General features: G+C 27.4%; 22 protein-coding genes. 8 read left to right on the top strand and 14 right to left on the bottom strand.

From position 1 onward, the window contains the following. Window positions 1-5 precede the first annotated feature (5 nt). The 3 genes from ALEK_RS03055 to ALEK_RS03045 form a co-directional block, all read right to left on the bottom strand. Window positions 6-725 (bottom strand): ATP-binding cassette domain-containing protein, encoded by a 720-nt coding sequence (locus ALEK_RS03055; RefSeq protein ID WP_071626285.1) that lies wholly within the window; start codon window positions 723-725, stop codon window positions 6-8. A 4-nt stretch (window positions 726-729) separates the two neighbouring features. After that, window positions 730-1689 (bottom strand): YVTN family beta-propeller repeat protein, encoded by a 960-nt coding sequence (locus ALEK_RS03050; RefSeq protein ID WP_087148720.1) that lies wholly within the window; start codon window positions 1687-1689, stop codon window positions 730-732. 153 nt (window positions 1690-1842) lie between these two features. After that, window positions 1843-2262 carry a cupredoxin domain-containing protein gene (locus ALEK_RS03045; RefSeq protein WP_071626287.1) on the bottom strand — a complete coding sequence of 140 codons (420 nt, stop codon included), beginning with the start codon at window positions 2260-2262 and terminating at the stop codon, window positions 1843-1845. 126 nt (window positions 2263-2388) lie between these two features. Here ALEK_RS03045 and ALEK_RS03040 point away from each other — a divergent pair, with 126 nt between their 5' ends. After that, complete coding sequence (locus ALEK_RS03040) at window positions 2389-3537, top strand: type 1 periplasmic-binding domain-containing protein (RefSeq protein ID WP_071626288.1); 1149 nt, start codon at window positions 2389-2391, stop codon at window positions 3535-3537. Window positions 3538-3617: 80 nt separating this feature from the next. Here ALEK_RS03040 and ALEK_RS03035 read toward each other — a convergent pair whose 3' ends face one another. The 3 genes from ALEK_RS03035 to ALEK_RS03025 are packed head-to-tail and all read right to left on the bottom strand — an operon-like array spanning window position 3618 to window position 6083. After that, complete coding sequence (locus ALEK_RS03035; protein ID WP_071626289.1) at window positions 3618-4373, bottom strand: ABC transporter ATP-binding protein; 756 nt, start codon at window positions 4371-4373, stop codon at window positions 3618-3620. 1 nt (window position 4374) lies between these two features. Then, on the bottom strand, window positions 4375-5109 hold the full coding sequence (locus ALEK_RS03030) for an ABC transporter permease (protein WP_071626290.1): 735 nt from the start codon (window positions 5107-5109) through the stop codon (window positions 4375-4377). A gap of 5 nt (window positions 5110-5114) precedes the next feature. Continuing rightward, window positions 5115-6083 carry an ABC transporter substrate-binding protein gene (locus ALEK_RS03025; protein ID WP_071626291.1) on the bottom strand — a complete coding sequence of 323 codons (969 nt, stop codon included), beginning with the start codon at window positions 6081-6083 and terminating at the stop codon, window positions 5115-5117. Window positions 6084-6219: 136 nt separating this feature from the next. Between ALEK_RS03025 and pedF the strand changes: the two genes are divergently transcribed. Together pedF and ALEK_RS03015 are read left to right on the top strand one after the other, a co-directional pair. Beyond that, complete coding sequence (pedF, locus tag ALEK_RS03020) at window positions 6220-6636, top strand: cytochrome c-550 PedF (protein WP_071626292.1); 417 nt, start codon at window positions 6220-6222, stop codon at window positions 6634-6636. Window positions 6637-6639: 3 nt separating this feature from the next. Beyond that, entirely contained in the window at window positions 6640-7506 is an 867-nt protein-coding gene (locus ALEK_RS03015) for a substrate-binding periplasmic protein (RefSeq protein ID WP_071626293.1), read from the top strand. Window positions 7507-7534: 28 nt separating this feature from the next. Here the strand turns inward: ALEK_RS03015 and ALEK_RS03010 are convergent, their stop codons facing one another. Together ALEK_RS03010 and ALEK_RS03005 are read right to left on the bottom strand one after the other, a co-directional pair. Next, window positions 7535-8971: a leucyl aminopeptidase gene (locus tag ALEK_RS03010; RefSeq protein ID WP_071626294.1), complete on the bottom strand. Its 1437-nt coding sequence runs from the start codon at window positions 8969-8971 to the stop codon at window positions 7535-7537. 69 nt (window positions 8972-9040) lie between these two features. Continuing rightward, a complete protein-coding gene (locus ALEK_RS03005; RefSeq protein WP_071626295.1) occupies window positions 9041-9913 on the bottom strand; it encodes an AraC family transcriptional regulator in 873 nt (290 codons plus the stop codon). A gap of 133 nt (window positions 9914-10046) precedes the next feature. On the opposite strand from ALEK_RS03005, the gene ALEK_RS03000 reads away from it, so the two are divergent. Further along, window positions 10047-10736: a hypothetical protein gene (locus ALEK_RS03000; protein ID WP_071626296.1), complete on the top strand. Its 690-nt coding sequence runs from the start codon at window positions 10047-10049 to the stop codon at window positions 10734-10736. 33 nt (window positions 10737-10769) lie between these two features. Here the strand turns inward: ALEK_RS03000 and fbaA are convergent, their stop codons facing one another. Both fbaA and ALEK_RS02990 read right to left on the bottom strand, forming a co-directional pair. Continuing rightward, window positions 10770-11837, bottom strand: a complete 1068-nt coding sequence (fbaA, locus tag ALEK_RS02995) for a class II fructose-bisphosphate aldolase (protein WP_071626297.1) — start codon at window positions 11835-11837, stop codon at window positions 10770-10772. 19 nt (window positions 11838-11856) lie between these two features. Beyond that, window positions 11857-12666: a foldase protein PrsA gene (locus ALEK_RS02990; protein WP_071626298.1), complete on the bottom strand. Its 810-nt coding sequence runs from the start codon at window positions 12664-12666 to the stop codon at window positions 11857-11859. 201 nt (window positions 12667-12867) lie between these two features. Between ALEK_RS02990 and hsrA the strand changes: the two genes are divergently transcribed. Continuing rightward, window positions 12868-13554: a homeostatic response regulator transcription factor HsrA gene (hsrA, locus tag ALEK_RS02985; RefSeq protein ID WP_071626299.1), complete on the top strand. Its 687-nt coding sequence runs from the start codon at window positions 12868-12870 to the stop codon at window positions 13552-13554. A gap of 26 nt (window positions 13555-13580) precedes the next feature. Continuing rightward, the gene (locus ALEK_RS02980) at window positions 13581-14879 is read left to right on the top strand and encodes a HAMP domain-containing sensor histidine kinase (protein WP_071626300.1); all 1299 of its coding nucleotides are present in this window, start codon (window positions 13581-13583) and stop codon (window positions 14877-14879) included. 1 nt (window position 14880) lies between these two features. On the opposite strand, the gene ALEK_RS02975 is transcribed toward ALEK_RS02980, so the two are convergent. From ALEK_RS02975 to rpsO, 4 genes are all read right to left on the bottom strand, one after another. Beyond that, entirely contained in the window at window positions 14881-15309 is a 429-nt protein-coding gene (locus ALEK_RS02975) for a CoA-binding protein (protein WP_071626301.1), read from the bottom strand. Window positions 15310-15460: 151 nt separating this feature from the next. Then, window positions 15461-16507 carry a DHH family phosphoesterase gene (locus ALEK_RS02970; RefSeq protein WP_071626302.1) on the bottom strand — a complete coding sequence of 349 codons (1047 nt, stop codon included), beginning with the start codon at window positions 16505-16507 and terminating at the stop codon, window positions 15461-15463. Continuing rightward, window positions 16504-16905: an Rrf2 family transcriptional regulator gene (locus tag ALEK_RS02965; RefSeq protein ID WP_071626303.1), complete on the bottom strand. Its 402-nt coding sequence runs from the start codon at window positions 16903-16905 to the stop codon at window positions 16504-16506. The genes ALEK_RS02970 and ALEK_RS02965 overlap by 4 nt, the downstream gene beginning before the upstream one ends. 150 nt (window positions 16906-17055) lie before the next feature. Then, window positions 17056-17328 (bottom strand): 30S ribosomal protein S15, encoded by a 273-nt coding sequence (gene rpsO / locus ALEK_RS02960; protein ID WP_071626304.1) that lies wholly within the window; start codon window positions 17326-17328, stop codon window positions 17056-17058. A 227-nt stretch (window positions 17329-17555) separates the two neighbouring features. On the opposite strand from rpsO, the gene ALEK_RS17755 reads away from it, so the two are divergent. Continuing rightward, window positions 17556-20939, top strand: a complete 3384-nt coding sequence (locus ALEK_RS17755) for a methyl-accepting chemotaxis protein (RefSeq protein ID WP_071626305.1) — start codon at window positions 17556-17558, stop codon at window positions 20937-20939. A 76-nt stretch (window positions 20940-21015) separates the two neighbouring features. Then, complete coding sequence (locus ALEK_RS02950; protein ID WP_071626306.1) at window positions 21016-21678, top strand: hypothetical protein; 663 nt, start codon at window positions 21016-21018, stop codon at window positions 21676-21678. Window positions 21679-21737 lie beyond the last annotated feature (59 nt).

Genomic DNA, 21737 nt, shown 5'->3' with positions numbered 1-21737 from the left:
ATTTTTTACTTTGTTAAGGATTCAAAAACTTGTGTTAATGAGTCCATATTATTTTCTTTTATTAAATCTTTTGCTAAACCTGTAGATATTATTTCGCCTTTTTTAATAATAGCAACCTCATCATTATTATCTATCTCATCAAAAAGATGCGTAATCCATAAAACTGATATACCTCTTTTTTCAACTAAGCCTTTTATATAAGCAATAATTTCATATCTACTTTTTATATCAAGTCCAGATGTTGCTTCATCTAAAAGTAAAAGTTTTGGGCTATTTATTAAAGCTCTTAGTATTTCTACTCTTCTTCTATGACCACCATTTAAACTTCGAACTTTTACATCTAGTTTTTCTTCTAAATCTAAAGTTTTAATTTCTTCTTTTATCGAGTCCATTGTCTGTTTAAAAGAAAGACCTTTTAAAGAGCCTGAAAAAACTAAATTTTGCTTTACACTTAAATCTAAATCAAGTGTTGGTTCTTGAAATACAATACCAATATTTTTTAAAGCATTTTTATAATCACTTATATGAAAAGAATCAATATAAATATCTCCTGATTGAATCTTCAATAATCTAGTAATTAATGCAAATAATGTAGATTTACCAGCACCATTAAGTCCAAGTAAAACTAAAAAAGAAGCTTTTTTTATCTCTAAATTTATATTCTTCAGAACAAGTTCTTTATCATACTTATAAGATATATTTTTTATTTCAAGTTGTTTTTCCATAGAATTATTTTGACGGTTTAACCGCAATCCCCCAAGGATATCTTCCTACCTTAATAGTTTTTTCAACTTTTAAGTTTTTCACATCAATAATTGACACATCACCACTAACACCATTTGTAGTATATAGTTTTGTTTCATTATTTGATAAAGCCAATTGCCAAACTCTTTTTCCTACTAATAAATACTTAATTACATCGTATGTTTTTGCATCAACTACTGCTACATGATTCGCAGGTCCAAGTGCAACGAAAGCATATTTACCATCAGAAGTTAAGTTAATCCCAACTGGTTGAATTTTGTCTTTATATACTCCTGGAATTTTAAAAGAAATTTTTGAAATAGATTCTTTAGTTTTTGTATCTATAACCACTACAGTTCCACCAATCTCACTTGATGCCCAAACCTTATCACCAGTTTTTGAAAACTCAATATGTCTTGGTCTTTCATCAACTAAAGTATTATGAACAATCTCTTTAGTTTTAGTATCAATCCAATGTAAGAAATTAGATGTTTCAGATGAGTTAATAGCTACAGATCCATCAGGACTTACAGCCATTCCCTCAGGTTCAATGCCAACCTCAACTTGTGTAATTACATCTTTTTTTTCAGTATCAACAACAGTTACAATACCATCGTCTTCATTTGAGATATAAAGCTCTTTGCCATTTGGATGCAAAGCAAACTGTTCTGGGTCTTCACCTGATGGAAGGTTATATAAAATTTCTCCAGTTTTTGTATCCATAGCTTGTACTGTATCATCATCACTTGCACAAATATATAATTTTGAATAGTCATTAGTTAGAGTAATTCCTCTAGGTCTTTGACCTACTTCATAAGTTTTTATAACTTTATTTGTATTTGAATCAATTACAGAAATAGTGTTGTCTTTCTCATTTGAAACAAAAATTGTATCTGCCAATAGGCATGAACTTAAAATAGTAATTAATCCAATTTTCTTTAGCATTTTTATATCCTCTAATATTTATAAGATGATTATAAAGAAACTTTATAGCATGAATTTAGCAAAGTGTATATTTTAAATTTTTGGAGTTTTGAAGGAGAAAAGAAAGTATAAAAGAAGTTAAGTATAAAGCAAAAAATGCTTTATACCAAATATTTATTCAACAATAAAAGTAGCTCTTTCTCTATCACTTTTTGCTGAGGGAAGTCCTAAAGTAAATGTTCCTGGTTTAATAGGTATAAAAGTAAGTTCAATCTCACCTTCATCATCAAATTCAAAACTATCAATTCCTAATGGTCTTACTTCGATATCATTAATAGATACTTGATTCACCCAGATATTTCTGAAAAAAGCTGCACCAACAATAGGAACTTCTCTTGAACCATCACTTTTTAGAATAAGCTTGTAGTATTTTCCTGCTTCTAGTTTATAAGGCTTATTGGCTAATGGTTCACCTGCACTAATAGTTATAGGCTCTAATGTTGTTTTAGAATGTAACAGACCTTTTAAGTTCTTAGCCTGTGCAAATCCCACTGCTATAAATAACGTAATTACAATCATTGCAATTTTTTTCATTTTATCTCCTTGGTTTTTAATTTCAAAATTGTAGTAAATGATTATAGCTTCAGTTTAGCAATATAAAATTTGCTAAACTGAAGCTATAAAAGTTATATATACTAAAATAAAAAAGAAGGAAAAACAGTGAGAATAGTACTATTTCTAACACTTTTATTTTCATTTATTAAAGCAAATGTTTTAGAAGTAAACATTTTATATTTAGAGCAAAAAGTAAAAAGACCTCCTACTTTATCTAATGTAATTGAAGAACCTAAAGATAGCGCTTTAAAAGGAATACAGCTAGCAATTAAAGATTCTAATAAAAGTGCAAGATTTTTAAATCAAAAATATATTTTAGATAAAGAAATTTCATATAAAAAAGAAGATTTAATCAAAAAATTCAAAGCTTGGTCTAGTAATGAAAATATTTATGTAATTCTAAATGTGCAAACAGAACTTCTAAAAGAGTTAGTAAATCTAAAAGAAGCAGGAAATACTATATTTTTAAATGCCACAAATAAAGATGATAACTTAAGAATAAATGCTTGTAATAAAAATCTTTTACATACAAGTCTTAGTAATAGTATGGAAAGTGATGCCTTAATTCAGTTTTTAATAAAAAGAAATCTAAAAAAATGGCTTTTAATAAAAGGAAGTAATGAAAAAGATGAATTAATTGCTAAATCATTAAGAGCTTCTGCTAAAAAATTTGGTGGGAAAATCATAGAAGAAAAAATATGGAAATTAAATGCTGATATTAGAAGAAAAGCTCAACTAGAAATTCCAGCACTTACTCAAAGTAGTGATTATGATGTGGTTTTAACAGCAGATTATCATGGTGATTTTGGTGAGTATTTATATTTTAATACTTGGCTTCCTAGACCAGTAGCTGGAACACAAGGGTTAAAAGCACAAGCATGGAGTCATGTTATTGAACAGTGGGGAGCAGCACAAATGCAAAAGAGATTTAAAAAATTTGCAAAAAGAGCTATGAATTCAAAAGATTATTCTTCTTGGGTAGCAACTAGATCAATTGTTACACTTATTACTAAAACAAAAAAAATAGATTTTAAATCAAATTTAGATTTTTTATATTCTGATAAGTTTGAGCTTGCAGCATATAAAGGAAGAAAACTAAGCTTTAGAGAGTTTAATGGACAACTTAGACAACCAGTATCTTTAATGCATCCAAGAGCATTAGTATCAACATCTCCTCAAGATGGATTCTTACATCCTACAAATGATTTGGATACATTAGGTATTGCTTCATTTCAAGTTGAATGTAAAGAGTAGTTATGAAAAAACTATTTATATTAGTAATACTTCTTAGCACTTTTTATGTATATGCTTCTAATTAAAGTATATACATAAACTTATATGATTGAGAATAAATTAGAAGCAGGATTTTCTTTTAGCTTACCACTTAGGATAAAAGGATTTTCATCTAGAAGTTCTGCTTTTATATTTTGAATATCTTCATGATTTAAATTATTTGAAAAATCATTATTGTTTTTATAATCTAATACTATTTTCATAGGCTTTGAATCTAAAAATATAATTCTTTTAGATAAAGAAATTGCCTCTTCTAAATCATGTGTAACTAAAATAACTGTAGGTAAATACTCTTTACACATACTCAAAAAGTCTTTTCTTAAAGCTTGTGCACTTGGATGATCCAAAGAAATAAAAGGTTCATCTAAAAGTATTAATTTAGGTTTATTTATAAAAGCTCGTACAAGGGCTACTCTTCTTTGCATTCCCCCTGATAACTCTTTTGGATAAGAGTTAATATAGTCATGTAAACCAATATTGCATAAAGCTTGAATAATATCATCAACATTCTTATTAAGTGATACCAACATAATGTTTTCAAAAACACTAAGCCACGGAATTAATCTAGAGTCTTGAAACATAAAACCAATATTACTAGATATTTGATCTTTTGAATCTAGTTTTATATGACCATGATACTTCTTATCTAAATTTGAGATAATATTTAGAAGTGTTGTTTTTCCACAACCAGAAGGACCTATTATTGATATAAATTCTGAGGTTTTAACTTGTAAATTAAAATCTTTTATAATAGGGAAGTTTTCAAACTCTTTATGTTTAATATTTATATCTAACATCTTATCTCCACTTGTTAGCTTTTAAATCTAAGGGTCTTAAAATATATGTTTCAATAAATAAAATCACAATTATAAAAGCCATAGAATAAGCCATAATACTAGTAATATCAAAGAACTGGAAAAACATTGATAACTGAAATCCCATTCCTGAACTTCTACCTAATAACTCAACTACTAATACAATCTTCCATATTAAAGATAAACCAGTTCTAGCACTAGCCATTATATATGGATAAATTTGAGGTAAATATACTTTAGTGATAGTCTCAAATCTTGATACTTTGTAAATTTGAGCTATTTGCATATATTTTCTATCAATAGTTCTAGCACCTTCTCTTATTGTTACAATTACTGTAGGTACTTTATTTATTATCACAGCTAAAAGTGCAGCTGTATCTGTAAGCCCAAACCAGATGTAACAAATGATTATAGTTACTAAAGCTGGAATATTTAGTCCAATTACTAAAATAGTATCAAAGGCATTATCTACTCTTTTAAAAGAGCCCATTAAAATACCAAAGAATACTCCTAAACTCATTGCAATAGAAAAAGCTATTAATACTCTAGTTAAAGTAATAAAAAGATGTTCAAGTAATTCTCCTTCAAATAAATGAAATAAAAGGCTTTTAAATACATCAATGGCAGTTGGAAAAGTATCAGAGGCAATTAATATTGCTAATACTTGCCATGAAATAAAGAAAAAACTTAAAGAAAGAATTCTTGAATAAGAAAGCATAATTCTTACCAGTTAATATCTGGATTAAAATCCCAGAAAGTATCTTTATCTAAATGGGTACTTTTACCTACTAAAGATTTACCACCTTCTTTGTATAAAAGCTCAAATACTTTTGAAGCTGCTTCTTTTTCATCTGCAGAGAATTCTTTTACAATTCCATTTCTATAACCCTCTTTTAAAGCCCTGAAAGTATTATCATTTTTTGCTTTCATTAAAGTTCTAATTCTATCCCATTGAGACTCAGAAGAGTTAAGAAGTTTTTTTGCTTCATATGAAGCTTGTAAAAAGTTATTCACAGTTTGTTTATTATTCTTTGCAAACTCTTGAGAGAAAGTCCAACCAACTAAAGGAACATCATTTCTAATATCAAAAGTATTAAATACCTCTTGAACATCAATTAGTTTTCGAAACTCTTTTGCTTTTAATTTTGCGTTAAAATGCCAAAAGTTAATAGAAGCATCTAAGGATTTATCTAACATTTTTTTATATAAAATTGGAGGTGCAGCAAATACTGGATCAACTATTTTTTTTAGATTTTGATTGTACTTTGATTTTGTATAAGCTTGAAAAAGTAACCAAGTCTTATCTACACTTCCACCCGATACTCCTAATCTCTTACCTTTTAAATCTAATAGTGTTTTAATATCCTTATTACTTGTATATAAAGCACCTATTGCTCTTGAGTAAGGATAAAAAGTATAATCTCTACCTTCAAACCTTTGTCTATTTACCCAAATCCAATCAGTTACAATAATATCAACACTTTTTGATTGTATTGCTATTGATACTGCATTTTTAGAGGCTAGTTTTATTACTTGTAAATCAATACCATATTTTTTATCTAGTTTATTGTGTTTTATTACATCTAATTCCCAGTTAACTGTTCCGAATGCTAAAACACCTACTTTTAATGTTTGATTTGCATAAACATTAATAAATAAAAACATCATAATAAATAATGATTTAATTTTCATAATAACTCCTCATAATTTTAATTATTATAATGGAGTTTTATAGCTTGATTATAGCATTCTAAATTTCTGCAGACCCGCTATAATCAGGCTATAAAGTAATTATATACTTTCAATATAAAAGAAAAAGGAAGAGACTATGAAGAGTATAAATAAAATTGCTTTATCACTATTAGCAGTTACAACATTAGCATTTTCACATGGAGATGTTAATCCACAACCAGTAGAAACTAAAGGATTAGAAAAAATTGCAGATGATGTAATTGTTAATCCATTAAGAGAAAATGCTATAGCTATTGAAATTGGAAAAAGCGCATATAATACAAACTGTGCTAGATGTCACGGATTAGGTGCTATTTCAGGTGGTGTTGCTCCTGATTTAAGAGCTCTTGATGCAGCTGATGATGATATTGATGAATATTTTATTAATAAAGTAAAAGATGGAGCAGTAAGAAATGGAAATGTATATATGCCTCCATTTAAAGAAGTATTATCTCCTGAAGCTATTTGGTCAATTAGATCATGGATTGAAACATTACCAACGGATGATTTATAAGATATGTTTTTTAAAATTGCATTTCTAATCACTTTATTATTGTCATCATTAAGTGCAAGATCACTTGAAGAAATTCATGATTCAGATGAAATAATCATTGCAATCTATGAAAACTTTCCTCCATACTCATATATGGAAGATGGTGTTGCAAAGGGTATAGATATTGAGTTGGGCAAACTTCTAGCTAAATCTTTAAATGTAAAACCAAAGTGGTATTGGACTGGTTCTGATGAGAATTTAGAAGATGATTTAAGAAATGTAATTTGGAAAGGTCACCTTATCCATAAAACTAAAGCAGATGTTATGCTTCGTGTACCATTTGATTATAAATTTATTAGGCAAAGAGATAAATCAACTGGAGAATTATCTAACGAATTAGTAGTTATGAAAGCACCATATCATGCTGAAAGTTGGGTAATTGCTACAGATAAAGAAAAAATACCTGAAGTTAATAGCCTAGCTCAATTTCAATTTAATACAATTGGAGTTGAGTTAGACACTCTACCTGATGCGCATTTTACTTATTCTTTCCAAGGAAAACTAAAAGCAAATGTACGTCATTATGTATCAATACTTGATGCTAGTAATGCTTTAAAAGATAAAAAAATCAATGCTGTTTCAGGACTTAAATCACAACTTGAATACTTTCTTGATTATAAAAACAATCAAGATAAATACTATATGAGTAAAAAAATTGATTATGTAAAATCAAAATGGGATATTGGTATTGCAGTTAGTCATGAGTTCAGAGCTTTAGGATACGAACTTGAAGGTTTTATTGAAGAGTATTATAAAAAAGGTTTATTAAAAGAAATCTTTGAAAAATACAATGTATCTTACGAAAAACCTATTGTTTTACAAGAAAATTAATTAAAAAATAAATAGTAGGCAAGACCTACTATTTATTTAAATTCTTAATAAAATCAAGAGTTAATCTAACTCCTGCACCTGTTCCACCAAATGAATTATATCCCCATGGACTTTCACTATAAGCAGCACCTGCAATATCTAAATGTAACCATTTTTTCTTATTCTCTTTTTTTACAAAGTTATCTAAGAATAATCCAGCTGTAATAGCCCCAGCAGCTCGCGAAGTTGTAGAGTTTACAATATCTGCAATTCCACTTTTTAACATTGGCGGTAAATATCTATTAAATGGAAGTAATCCAATTAATTCCCCAGAAGTATTAGAGGCTTTTTGCATTTTAGCTTTTAGTTTATCACTATGTCCCATTGTTCCAATTGTTTGATTTCCAAGTGCTACAATACAAGCTCCTGTTAGTGTTGCATAATCAAAAATATAATCAATGTTTTCTATTTCATCTTGTGCATAACATAAACAATCTGCAAGAACTAATCTACCCTCTGCATCTGTATTCCTAACTTCAATAGTTTTACCATTTTTAGCTTTTAATACATCATCAGGTTTATAAGCATCACCACCTATCATATTCTCAACAGCTCCAACTATTCCATGAACTTCATATTCACATCCTAAGTCTTTTAATGTATTCATTACACCTAAAACAGCTGAACCACCACTTTTATCACATTTCATTGATACCATACCAGCACCAGATTTTAAGCTAAGTCCACCTGAATCATAAGTAAGACCTTTTCCTACTAATACAATTTTACCTTTTGGCTCTTTTGGTTTATATGTTAAGTGGATAAGTTTTGATTCATGTCTAGAAGCTCGTCCTACATTAAACATAGCATTCATTCCATTTTCTAATAAATACTCTTCTCCGTGAACTAAACACTGTAAGTCATTGTTCTTAGCAATCATTAAAGCATCTTCTGCCATTACTTCTGGATAATAATCCTCTGGAGGAGTATTTACTATATTTCTAACCATATTAACACTTGAAGTTATACTTCTTGCATTATGAAGTTCTTTTTCTAAATTAGCAATAGCTACATTTGAGTTTTTAGCACAAAGAATAATTTGAAGTTCTTTTTTCTTTTTCTCATCTGATTTATATCTAGAGAATTCATAGAAACCTAACTCTAAACCTTCTACTAAATCTTGAATTTTTAACTCTTTATCATTTTGAACAAGTGATAATTTTACACTTTTGATATTTAGTTTTTTAATAGCTCTAATTGCAGAACAAACAGCAAGTTTTAAATCTTCGTTTTTTTGTTTTTCACAAGCAAGATAAAACTTATTAGTATTTGCATCAAAATATGTATCAAAAGCCTTTGTTGAAAAAGATAATTTATTTAAAAGTTTTTGTTCAACTTTTGAAAGCTTTTTTATGTTTTTTACAAAAACAAGTTCTATATCAGATTTTATTTTATTGATATTTTTTAAAGATAGTTTTATATTCATTTGTTTTCCTTTTTGTAATAATATTATACGTTTTTTTTAGTTATAAAGTAATATTTTATGACTATTTTTTTAAAACTTTACAGATACATAAAAACTTAACTCAAATTCGTTATCTTCACTTAAAAAGTTGTTTTTATGATAAATAGCATAGGAAGGTTTTGTGCTAGTTTCAAACTCACTATTAGGAAGCCATTCATGATAAACCCAGTGAATAAGTTTTAGAACATCCCCATGTTTTCCTTTTAGATCAAACTTTGCATATATCCCATCAGAGATGGAAAAGTTAGGTAATCTATCACTTTTAACTTCTTCTATATCTTCTGTTACTACACAAGCAATATATTGACATTCATTTAAAGGTGTAATAGTTGGATTATCATGAAAAAGTGCAATCTCTTGATAGTTTTTAATATCATTAGATAATGTCCATACATGAAGCTTTTGCCATGTTTCTTGAATTGAGATATTATAGCCTTGGTTTCTAATATAAAAACTCTTCATTTTTGGCATTTTAACAATAGTTGGTTTAATATCAAAATTTGCTTTTGAACTCATGGCTTTAGCAGATTGTTGTAAAATCTTATGGGAATATTCTTTGTATCCGCCATTTTTCCACTGTTTTGGTGTCATATCAAATCTATCTTTAAATGTTTTAATAAAAGATGATTGCGATGAATAACCGCATAAGTTCGCTACATTAGAAATAGTTGAGTATTTATTAGTTAATAAAAGATTAGAAGCCTTTTGCAATCTAATAGACTTTACACTTTCATATATATTCTTTCCAAAGGCATCTTTAAAAATTCTATGCATATGAAATTTACTCACACCCAAGTCGATACTTAAGTCCTCAATATCAATGTTTGTATCAATATGTGTATAAATATAATACATAATATCATTGGCAATTTTAGTTCTTTTTTGTAGGGTTTCTTTTTTCATATGGCATTATAGCATTAATTTTATATAAAATAAGCACTAATGAACAATTTATTTAGCAATAAAAAGGAAGAATAAAAAGAAAAAAAACTCTACAATATGTGCAGATTTAAAGTTATATAGTTTTGGAACGGTTATGGAAAAAAACAGACAATTCAATATTGTGTTAAAACAATCACAATCAACAAATTTGAAAAAGTTAAAACTTGATACTTTGCTAATGATAATACATCATTTGCTAAAAGAGTACAATACTAAAGACTTTATTAATAAATCAAATGAATTGATAGTTGGGATAAAACAAGAAGAATTAGATTTTATTGAAAAACACATTTGTTCTCTCCACAAATATCTTGATAATAATATTATAACAACGCAGACATTGTTTGAAATATTTAAGAATAAAAATCAATCTGTTTTAATGAAACAAATCGCAAGCAACTTAGAACCTATGAAAGTATATTATACATATTTAACTAATCTATTTTCTACTAAGCTTTCATCAGGTTCTCAGTGGATTCCAGAGCTTTTTGCATTCAGTCTACTATATTCCTACAAAAAAGAATACGGGAAGTCTTTATCAACCTATCCTTTCCTTGAAGACTTTCCTTTCGAAAAAATCATTGATATCTATAATAAGAACAATTTAGAGATAAAAAAGAAACTTTGTAAACGTGATAATATTAATGTTTGGAAAGTAAAAACTTTGTTAGATGAAATGTATAGTAGTTCAGAATTTTTAACAAAAAAGTATATTCAATATAATTTTAAAATCAATGAGAAAAGAGTTTCTAAAACAAGAAACAAAAAGAGAAAATCTAAATAATAAAAATGAAAGCTTTACGCTTCCATTCTTATATTAGTTTTTATTTAAAGAACATAAATCAGAAAAAGCAACTTCTAATCTAGCAATTGTTGATTCTTGCCCTGCTCTTAAGAATTTTCTTGGATCATAGTAAGACTTGTTAGGCTTATCTTCACCATCTGGGTTTCCGATTTGACCTTGTAAGTAATCTCTATTTTTAGACTCATACGCTCTTACACCATCCCAGAAAGACCATTGTGTATCAGTATCAATATTCATCTTAATTACACCATATTCAATAGCTTCTCTAATTTCTGAAAGCTCAGAACCAGAACCACCATGGAATACAAAATCAACTGATTTTGCTTCTACATTGTGTTTTTGTGCAATGAATTTTTGTGAATTATCTAAGATCTTTGGAGATAATACAACATTTCCTGGCTTATAAACACCATGAACATTTCCAAATGAAGCAGCAATTGTGAAGTTTTCACTTACAGCTGATAATTGCTCGTATGCATAACATACTTCTTCTGGTTGTGTATATAATAAAGCATTATCTACTTCAGTGTTATCAACACCATCTTCTTCTCCACCAGTAATTCCTAATTCGATTTCAATCATCATATCAAGTTCACTCATAGTTTTGAAGTATTCAACACATGTACCAATATTTTCTTCTAAAGACTCTTCTGATAAGTCTAACATGTGAGAAGTATATAATGGTCTTCCAGTTTTTTCAAAGTGAGAACGACCTGCATCTAATAATCCATCAATCCATGGTAAAAGTTTTCTAGCAGCGTGGTCTGTATGTAAAATTACAGGGATACCATAAGCTTCAGCCATTGTGTGAACATGTTGTGCACCACTGATTCCACCTAAGATAGCTGCATTATCAACTTTTAAACCTTTTCCTGCGAAAAATTGAGCTCCACCATTTGAAAACTGAATAATAACGGGAGAGTTAACTTTTGCTGCTGATTCTAATATTGCATTTACTGAATCTGTTCCTACTACGTTTACTGCTGGAATTGCAAATTTGTTCTCCTTAGCATAAGCAAAAAGTTTTTTTGCTTCGCTACCTGTTAATACTCCTGGTTTTACTACATCTAATACACCCAAATTGTTCTCCTTGAATTTTTTATTTAATAACTATTTTAGCTTTTTTTCTTAAATCGTCAGCGATTTGCTTAACTTTTTTGTTATAAGCATTACCTAATAACATTTTTGAAATATTACCTTTAACTTCATTAAAAGATAATGATTTAGCTGCAATTTTGTCTTTTAAGAAGATTACATGGTAACCAAATTGAGTTTTTACTGGTTTTTTAGAGTAAGTATTCTTTTTTAATTCTTGAGCTGCTTTTGAGAATTCAGGAACCATTTGATTAGCTGGGAATTTACCTAAATATCCACCTTTAGGTGCAGTAGGTCCAACTGATTTAGTTTTTGCTAATTCAACAAATGTATCTTCTTTCTTTTTTGCTTTATCAAGTTTTGCAATTAAAGCTTTAGCTTCTTTTTCAGTTTTTACTAAAATATGTCTAGCTTCTAAATTTGCAGGAACTTGGAATTTTTCTTGATTTTTATCAAAGAATTCTTTTTGTTCTTTTTCAGAAATTTTTAATGTTTCTAATTGATTCTTTTGCCATACTTGGAATGCTAAGTCTTGTTTAACTTTAGCTAGTGCTTGTTTATAATCTTTATCATTTTCAACACCATCTTTAAATGCTTGATTTGCAATAAGCTTCTTATTAATGATTTGCTCTAAAACTTGTTTTTGAGCACTTTTTGGTAATGTTTCAAAATTAATTCTTGGATCTTGTAAAACTACAGCGATATCATTCTTTGTAATTTTTTCACCGTCTACTGTTGCATAATAATCAGCAGCACTTAATGTAGCAGTACTTAAGGCTAGAGTTGCTATAACACTTAAAACTATCTTCTTCATTTTATTCCTTAATTATTTATATGGGCATATTGTAACCATTCTTAGTTAATAAACAATTAATACCCAAAACATTCAAGCCATGAAACAAGCTTTTCTTAAGAAATTTCAACATTTACCTTAAAAAGCCTTTAAATTTGTAAATTTTTATGGTACAATTCCGACAAAATTTAAACTTAACTTAAATTTAAGGGACCCAAATATATGAGAATTTTAATAATTGAAGACGAAATAACTTTAAATAGAACACTGCAAGAAGGTCTTACTGATTTTGGATATCAAGTAGATGCCGCAGAAAACTACAAAGATGCTGAATACTTTATTGATATCAGAAACTATGACTTAGTATTAACAGACTGGATGTTACCAGATGGTGATGGCTTAGAGTTATGTAAAATGGTTAAAAACAGAAGTTCAAGAACTGCTGTTGTAATCATATCAGCAAGAGATGATAAAGAATCTGAAATTGAAGCATTAAAATCTGGTGCAGACGATTTCATTAAAAAACCATTTGATTTCGATATCTTATTAGCTAGAATTGAAGCTAGATTAAGATTCGGTGGAACAAATGTAATTGAAATTGATGAATTATCAATCAATCCTGATGAAGAAAAAATTGAATATGCTGGTGAAGAAATTGAATTAAAAGGTAAACCTTTTGAAGTTTTAACACACTTAGCAAGACACAGAGATCAAATTGTATCTAAAGAGCAATTATTAGACGCAATCTGGGAAGAACCAGAATTAGTAACTCCAAACGTAATTGAAGTTGCAATTAACCAAATTAGACAAAAAATGGATAAACCATTAAATATCTCTACTATTGAAACAATTAGAAGAAGAGGTTATAGATTCTGTTACCCTGATAACAAAGACGAAGAAACAAAATAACAAAACTCCTTAACTAGGTTAGAATTATGGAAGCGAAGAGCATTTATAAACAGTTTTATACTAAACTTATAATAGCAACTTCGCTTTTTATAATAACACTTTCATTTATTTTTTATGAGTACTCAAGAAGTACTATTTACGAAAACATCCAAAAAAACATGCTACAAGATGCTAAAAAGATTTATACTCAAGCTTATAATAAAGAGATAAATTTTAATACTTTCAAAAGTATTCAAAATGATGATGTATCTATTGATTTAGTAAATAATCCAAAATTAAAAGCACATAAATTTTTTACATATAAAAAAGAAAACAATTTCTATATTAAACTTTTATATCCATTTGATTTGGAGAAAAGAAAATTCTTAGAAATTAAAAGAAATATTAATTTTGAGCGTGAATTATTATATTCAATAATTTTCAAAAACTTATTTATTCTAGCTATTCCTGGCTTTTTACTTATGCTTATATACTCACTAGTAGTATCTAAGTCATTATTAAAACCTATTTTACAGATCAATAAAAAATTATCAAATATGGATGAAAAATCTCTTACTCAAATAGATAAAAAAGATTTACCTATGGAGTTTCACTCGTTATCTGATTCTATTAACTCCCTTACTAATAGAATTGAAACATATGTTAAGTTTAAAAAAGAGTTATTCATAGGAGCTGCTCACGAGTTAAAAACTCCTCTAGCTGTAATGAAATTAAAAAATGAAGTGACTCTTCGAAAAAAAAGAGAAATAGAAGTATATGAAGAAACACTTCAACTAACTGTAAAACAAATTGATGATATGAATAAAATGATTTCATCTATTCTTGATATTGGTCGTGCTGAAGGTGCGCAATTTGAAGAGATGATTGATTTAGATTTAGTTGAATATATGAAGAAAAAAGCTAATGATTATAGAATGTTAAGTGCACAAAAAAATATCATTATTACATTCTTCTCAAATGTTAATACTTTAAATACATCAATTCAAATTACACTATTTAATCAAATCCTACAAAACTTTGTACAAAATGCTATTAAATTCACTCCTGATGATAAATCAATTGCCATTAGACTTAAAAAGACTAAAGAGAAGATTATTATCACAGTAACTGATGAAGGTGTTGGAATTGATGAAAATGTCGATTTATTTGCACCATTTAAAAGATTTGGTAATCAAAGTGGTGTTGGTCTTGGATTATTCCTTGCTAAGAACGCTGCGGATGCCCTGAGAGCAAAAATATCTATAAAGAATAGGAAAGATAACAAATTAGGATGCGTTGCTAAATTAGTACTTAACAACCCATCATCTAAATTAAAGCATTTATAAACTAAAAAAAGTTTGCGTGTTCTATCTTTGTACACTTGTTTTGTACAACTTTCATTCCAGCTTCTTCTGCTTTAGCAGCTGCTTCATTATTCACTAAACCTAATTGAGTCCATACCGTATCAATATCTCCTCTTGCAATACAAGCATCAACAACAGCTGCAATTGCATTTGGTTTTCTAAAAACATCAACCATATCAATTTTAAAAGGAATTTCTTCTAGACTTCTATATACTTTTTCACCTAGAATCACTTCTTCTTTTGGGTAAATTGGAACAATTTTGAATCCCACATTTTGTAAGTATTTTGCAACTCTATTTGAAGCTTTCTCTTCATTAGGAGAAAGACCTGCAATTGCAATTGTTTTAGTATTTTTAAATATCTCTATAATTTCTTCATTGTTTGAATTTACACTTGGGAATTCACACTCCATTTTTATATCCTTTTCATATTTATTTTTGTTATTAATAAATATTATAACACACAAATCTTATGGAATATTTTATTTCTTATTTGTTTTTTAAACTAATTTGTAGTTCTTTGGAGATAATTATAAGGTTAAGTATTTAAAAGAGAAAAGAAAACTAGATTTTATCTAGCTTTCTTTGTACGTAATTTTTTATTTCTTCGTAGTGAATAGTTTCTTTGAAATCATCAAATTTAGCACCAGAGGCATTTACATGACCTCCACCTTTTGCTAGTTTTGCTGCCATTACAGAAACATCAACTTTTCCATCTGCTCTAAAAGATGCATTTCCTTTTCTTCCAACATCAATAAAGAAATCATAATCGGGATTAGCTTTTAAGAATGCATTTGCAGGAATCGAGATAGAACCTAAAGTATAAGTTAATAAACCCTTGTGACCCTTGTATGTTACAGTAAGATCATCTTTTACATCATCTAAAGTCTTAACTAAATATTTAGCACTTAGATTATCTAAAGTATCATCTTTATCATCAAGTCTTAAAAACTCTTTTTTTAGAAAATGAAGATTATTATCTAATTTGATATTTCCATCTTTTTCATTAATATACATAATTGATTGTTTTAATAAATAAATTCTATAATCTCTATTTAAATTTGGGAACAATGAATTATTAATTTCTCTAGCTTTAGAAACCATCATTAATAATACTTTTCCAAATTCAAAGTTTTTCACTTCATTATCTAACCAAATATCAATTGCATTAATAGCATTTACTAAAGGATTTAACCATTGATCTGTTTCTAATTCAAACCCATTGTATTCTTCGAACATATAATCATAAACAATTTTTGTAGCACATCTTGTAGTATCTAAATAATACCAATGGAACTTATCTGCACTTTTTTGTCCACTTACATGATGATCTAATACTTGTAATTTGATATTAAAACCATTTTCAATTAAATCATTTATAGATTTATCTAAATCTTTTGATTCTTGAAAAGTTAAGTTTAAATCAGAAATTAAAAAAAGAATTTCTTCATCTTTAAACTCTTCAATTTTTTCTAATACTTTTTTTATACTTAATTTAACTTCTAATCCATAATTAGCATTAAAGAAAAATCCTTCTTTAAAGTATTCTTTTGTGATCAGATGACAACCGTAGCCATCTAAATCTGTATGTGAAATATGAAATAAAGTCATGAACTAATATCTTTTAGTGTAAGTTCTTCTAAAAAACCATTAATTCTGTTTTGTAAGTTATTTAATAAAGGCCAGATAGTACAAAGCTCAGCTCTTTGACTTGGACAATCGCCAAGAGAAGGAGAACATTCAAATACTGATGGTAGCTTTTCTTCTGCTGCTATAGTTATTTCTAAAATAGTAATTTCATCCCATGCTTTTTTTAGTGCAAATCCACCATTTACACCTCGATGAGAAACTACTAAGTCATGTTTTGCTAGATTCTGCATTATCTTAGCAAGGAATGATTTTGAAATATTTAACTCTCTTGATAGTACATCAACATTCTTTGGATTGTCGCTTCTAGCGATAGAAATCAAAGAAAGTAGTGCATATTCACTCTTTTTTGTTAATAACATTTATATCCTGATATATTTTATTACTTGTATTTTACATGAAGTATTATTAAGATTCGTTATAAAGTAAGTGAATTAGGAAATTTTATTTAAACTAAAAAAAAAGGGTCACAGAAAACTGTGACCCTTTTTTGAATATAATTTATTAAAAAATTATTTAGCTCTAATACCTAAAGTAGCAACTAATTCTGTAAATGCAGTATAGTTTGTTCTTCTTAAGTATGCTAAAAGTCTTTTTCTTTTACCAACCATTTTTAAAAGACCTAATCTTGAAGAGTGATCTTTCTTGTTGATTTTTAAGTGCTCAGTTAAAACTTTAACTTGCTCAGTTAAAATTGCAATTTGAACTTGCGCTGAACCTGTATCACCATCTTTTTTTGCAAACTTTGCTATAATCTCTGATTTTAAATCCTGATCTAAAGCCATCTTGACCTCCTAATAGGTATATGTTAATTTTCACTTCCATTTGAAGTGGACGCGAATTATATTTAAAGCTTCATTAAAGTTTCATTAATCAGTTTTATTAAAGTAAACATAATAAATAACTCACTAAGTAATATTTAATAATTTATTAAGCTTAAGCTCTTTTTAACATAATATCTACACAAGTTTTTTTTATACTAAGCTCACTATTAAGGGAAGAGGGATAATAGATGAAACTTTTGAATTTAGAGAATATAAATATAAAGAATAAATTACTTTTATTAGTAATTGTTCCAATAATTGGCCTTATGATATTATCATTTATAAAAATAAATGATTCATATAACAATGTAGATACCATGAATAAAATTGATACATTAAATCAGCTTAGCAAAAATATTTCTTATGTATTAAAAGAGACACAAAACGAAAGAGAATATGCAAGTACTTATTCAAGTAATAAAGAAAAACTGCTAAGACAGATAAAGAAAACAGATAAACAAATAAATATTTATAAAAGTTTTCTAAAAAGTATTGAATATAAAAACTACTCAAATAAACTTTTTTCAGCTACAAAAAGTATTAATAGTTTTTTAAATGAAATACAAACACATAGACAAAAAATAAAAACATCCAATATAAGTATTGATGAAACAATGGCTTATTATTCAAGGCTTAACAATAAACTTTTAGATATTACTGTTCTTACAGCAAAAGAGTCTAATAATATTAAAATATCACAAGAGTTAACAGCCTACTCTTCTTTTTTATATGCAAAAGAAAAAGCTTCAATTGAAAAAGCTATTGGTATGAATACAATAACAAACGATGCCTTTCATAAAGGAATGCAATCTGAGTTAAACAATATTATCGCCTCACAAAATTCATATCTAAGTAATTATTTACAATATGCTTCAAAAGAAATGAAAGAGTTTACAAAAAAGACTTTAAATGATAAATCTATTACTAATATAAAACAAATGAGAGAAACACTTCTTGAATCAAAAGAGTTAGGTGGATTTAATATAAACTCTATTCACTGGTTTGATACCTTAACTAAAAAAATAAATATTCTAAAACAAATGGAAGGTGAGTTATCTTATTCCTTAAGAATTGATGATTTAAAACTTTTTGAAAAACTTGAAATTGCAACAAGAATAAGTGATTTATTACATGCAACACAAAAAGAGATAGCAGTTAGTTCAGGATATATTGCAAGTAATGGTACAAAGTTTATTAAAAAGCTTAAAAATGAAAGATTTGAAACAAACTTTAGAATTAAAGAACTTAATAATGCAATTAAAGCAATTGATAAAAATCTTCTTACAACACAAGTAAAAAAAGATATTAAATCTATTATTAAAACACTAGATAAATTAGAAGATGTAAGAGCTAAAATCTCTAAACTTTCAATAAGTGAAAATGAATCAAATAAATATTTTTCATCAATAAACCAAAATTTGCTTACTACATTTTGGAGTATTTCTAATGGAGCTACTACAGTAGAAGAGAATAAAGATATTACAGCTTATTATGGTTTTTTATTAGCAAAAGAGAGAGCTGGAATTGAGAGAGCAATTGGAGCTAATGCATTTTCAAAAAACAGATTTACAAATAAACAAAAAAGTGAATTTGTAAAACTAATCACAGAACAAAATAACTATATGAATATATTCTTTAAAAATGCCACAGAAGATATGCTTAGTTTATATACTGATACAGTAAATGAAAAAAAGATTAAAGAAGAGATTTTTGATGAAGTTGAAAAGCTAAGAAATATAGCACTAAACACTAATACAATTGGTGGTTTTGGAATAGATATTAATTCTTGGATAAAAAATTTTAATACAAAGATTGCAAAACTAGATAAGATTGATTCTTTTATTTCGAAGAAGATAACAAAAGATATTAAAGTATTAAAAGACAATTCTTCTAATAGTTTATATATAACAGCCTCATTTACAATTTTGGGCTTAATTATAATTTTACTTATCTCTAGAGTTATTACGCAAACAATTCTTAATTCACTTCAAAACTTCAAGACAGGACTTAGTTCATTTTTTAAATATGCAGTAAGAGAAACTGACAAAATAGATATTTCAAAAGTAAATGGGAGTGATGAATTCTCACAAATGACAAGTGAAATGAATGAGCAAATAATAAAAACTCAAAATTTCATAGAAAAAGATAGACTTGTAGTTGAAGAAATCGATGATATTATGTCAAAAGTTTCTAATGGTTTCTTCTGTTATACCATCAAACAAGAAGGTGCAACAAAAGAAGTTGAGGCTTTAAGAAAAAACATAAATGATATGCTTATAAATACAAAAGATAGACTTGATAGTATAAACACAATCTTAGATAACTATGCTTCTAATAATTTCAAATATGATTTAGAAGAGTCTCAAACACAAGAATTATGTGGAGATATTGGTTCACTTTACACATCATCAAAATTATTAGGTAGAAATGTATCTTCATTAATGGCAATGATTGATAATGCAGGAAATGAATTAAAATCATCAACAGATGTATTAGCAAGTTCTTCTCAAGACTTATCAACAGCTTCTAATGAACAAGCTGCATCACTTGAAGAAACAGCTGCTGCAATTGAGCAAATTACAGAAAATATCAGAAGTAATAATCAAAATGTGTTACTTATGACTGAGGTATCAAATGAATTAAATAATTCTGCAATACAAGGAAATTCTTTAGCTTCAAAAACATCTACAGCAATGGATGAAATAAATAAAAAAGTAATAAATATAAGTGAAGCAATTGAAATTATTGATCAAATTGCATTCCAAACAAATATATTATCACTTAACGCAGCAGTGGAAGCAGCAACAGCAGGAGAAGCAGGAAAAGGTTTTGCAGTTGTAGCGCAAGAGGTTAGAAACTTAGCCTCAAGAAGTGCACAAGCGGCAAGCGAAATTAAAATTTTAGTAGAAGATGCTTCATCTAAATCAAATGCAGGAAAACAAATCTCATCACAAATGATTGAAGGTTATGAAAAACTAAATGAAAAAATATCTAAAACAAAAGATATGATTCATAATGTATCTCAAGCAAGTAAAGAACAAGAAAGTGGTATGTATCAAATTAATGATGTAGTTAATTCATTAGATAAAACGACACAAGAAAATGCTTCAACAGCCTCTTCTATTGATAATTTATCAACTGATGTTTCTTTATTATCTCAAAGGCTTATGAATATTACAAGTAAAGCTATTTTAGATAAAGATATAAGAAATCAAGTTTCAGATTTAGATTTATTACAAAAACTTTCAACATTTAAAAATGATTACATTAATTTCAAAGATAATAATTTTGCAAAACTTAATACTTTTAATCCTTGGGAAATAGAAAAATATAATCAAAGCAATCTAGGTAAATGGATAATACAAAGTGAATTAGAAAATCAAGATTATACAAAAAATTCATATTGGCCAAAATTAAAAACAAGTCAAGAAAATTTACATAAAAATCTTCAAGAGTATATAAATAAAAACTCAGAAAACAATTCTAATGATGAGTTGAAAAATATAGCTAAGATAATTGAAAAAAACACTATTAACTTATTTAACAATTTAGATTGCATTTTAAGTAAATAATATTGTAGTTCTGGATATTGCACATAATTTCTCACATTTTTAAGTATAATTTATATAATGAATGAAGGAGGATAAAATGACAACATATCCAGAGTTATTATCAAATCCATCAAATCCAAGATTTAGCCTTCAAGAAAGTGAAATATATTCCATAAAAGAAGTAGCTGAACTTATTAAATTAGAGCAATACTCTTATAGTTTATTTGCTATTTGGAATACTATAGTTATTAATATTCAAAGACGTATAGAGTTTTTTGGTATTAACAATTTTTTAGAAAAAATACATGAAGAAAAAAACTACAATCAAAATGCACATAATCTAAAAGAGCGATGGTTAAATGTAAATGAATACAAATTAATCACCTATGCAAAAGAGTTAAATCTAATTTCAAATACTTGCCATGATTTAATCACTATGATTTATTGGATGAAATCAAATAACAATACAAAAGCCAATGAAAATATTGAAGAAGAAGAACTTTATTGTGTTCTAATTCTTTTAGATAAAAATCTTTTTACAAAAGAGTTTAGAGAAGATCAACGATCTAATAATGAAACAACTAATGAAAATGTAAATAATCAAAATAGAAGAGAAGAAGATTTAGAGACATTAAATTCTGTAATGACAAGTAAAACACATCAAGAGCTTTTACTAAAGGAAAGTGTTAAAGTTTTTGAGAAACAACAGGATGAAAAACAAAAAGAAGAAAAGAAACAAATAATAGATAAATATATTTAATACTGTTTATCTATAAAATATATGTTATAATTATAAACTTATATAATATTATTTTTTGA

The organism is Poseidonibacter lekithochrous (assembly GCF_013283835.1).
Classification (GTDB): domain Bacteria; phylum Campylobacterota; class Campylobacteria; order Campylobacterales; family Arcobacteraceae; genus Poseidonibacter; species Poseidonibacter lekithochrous.
Note: the sequence above shows the minus strand (reverse complement) of the source record. Positions and strands in the feature narration are given on the sequence as shown.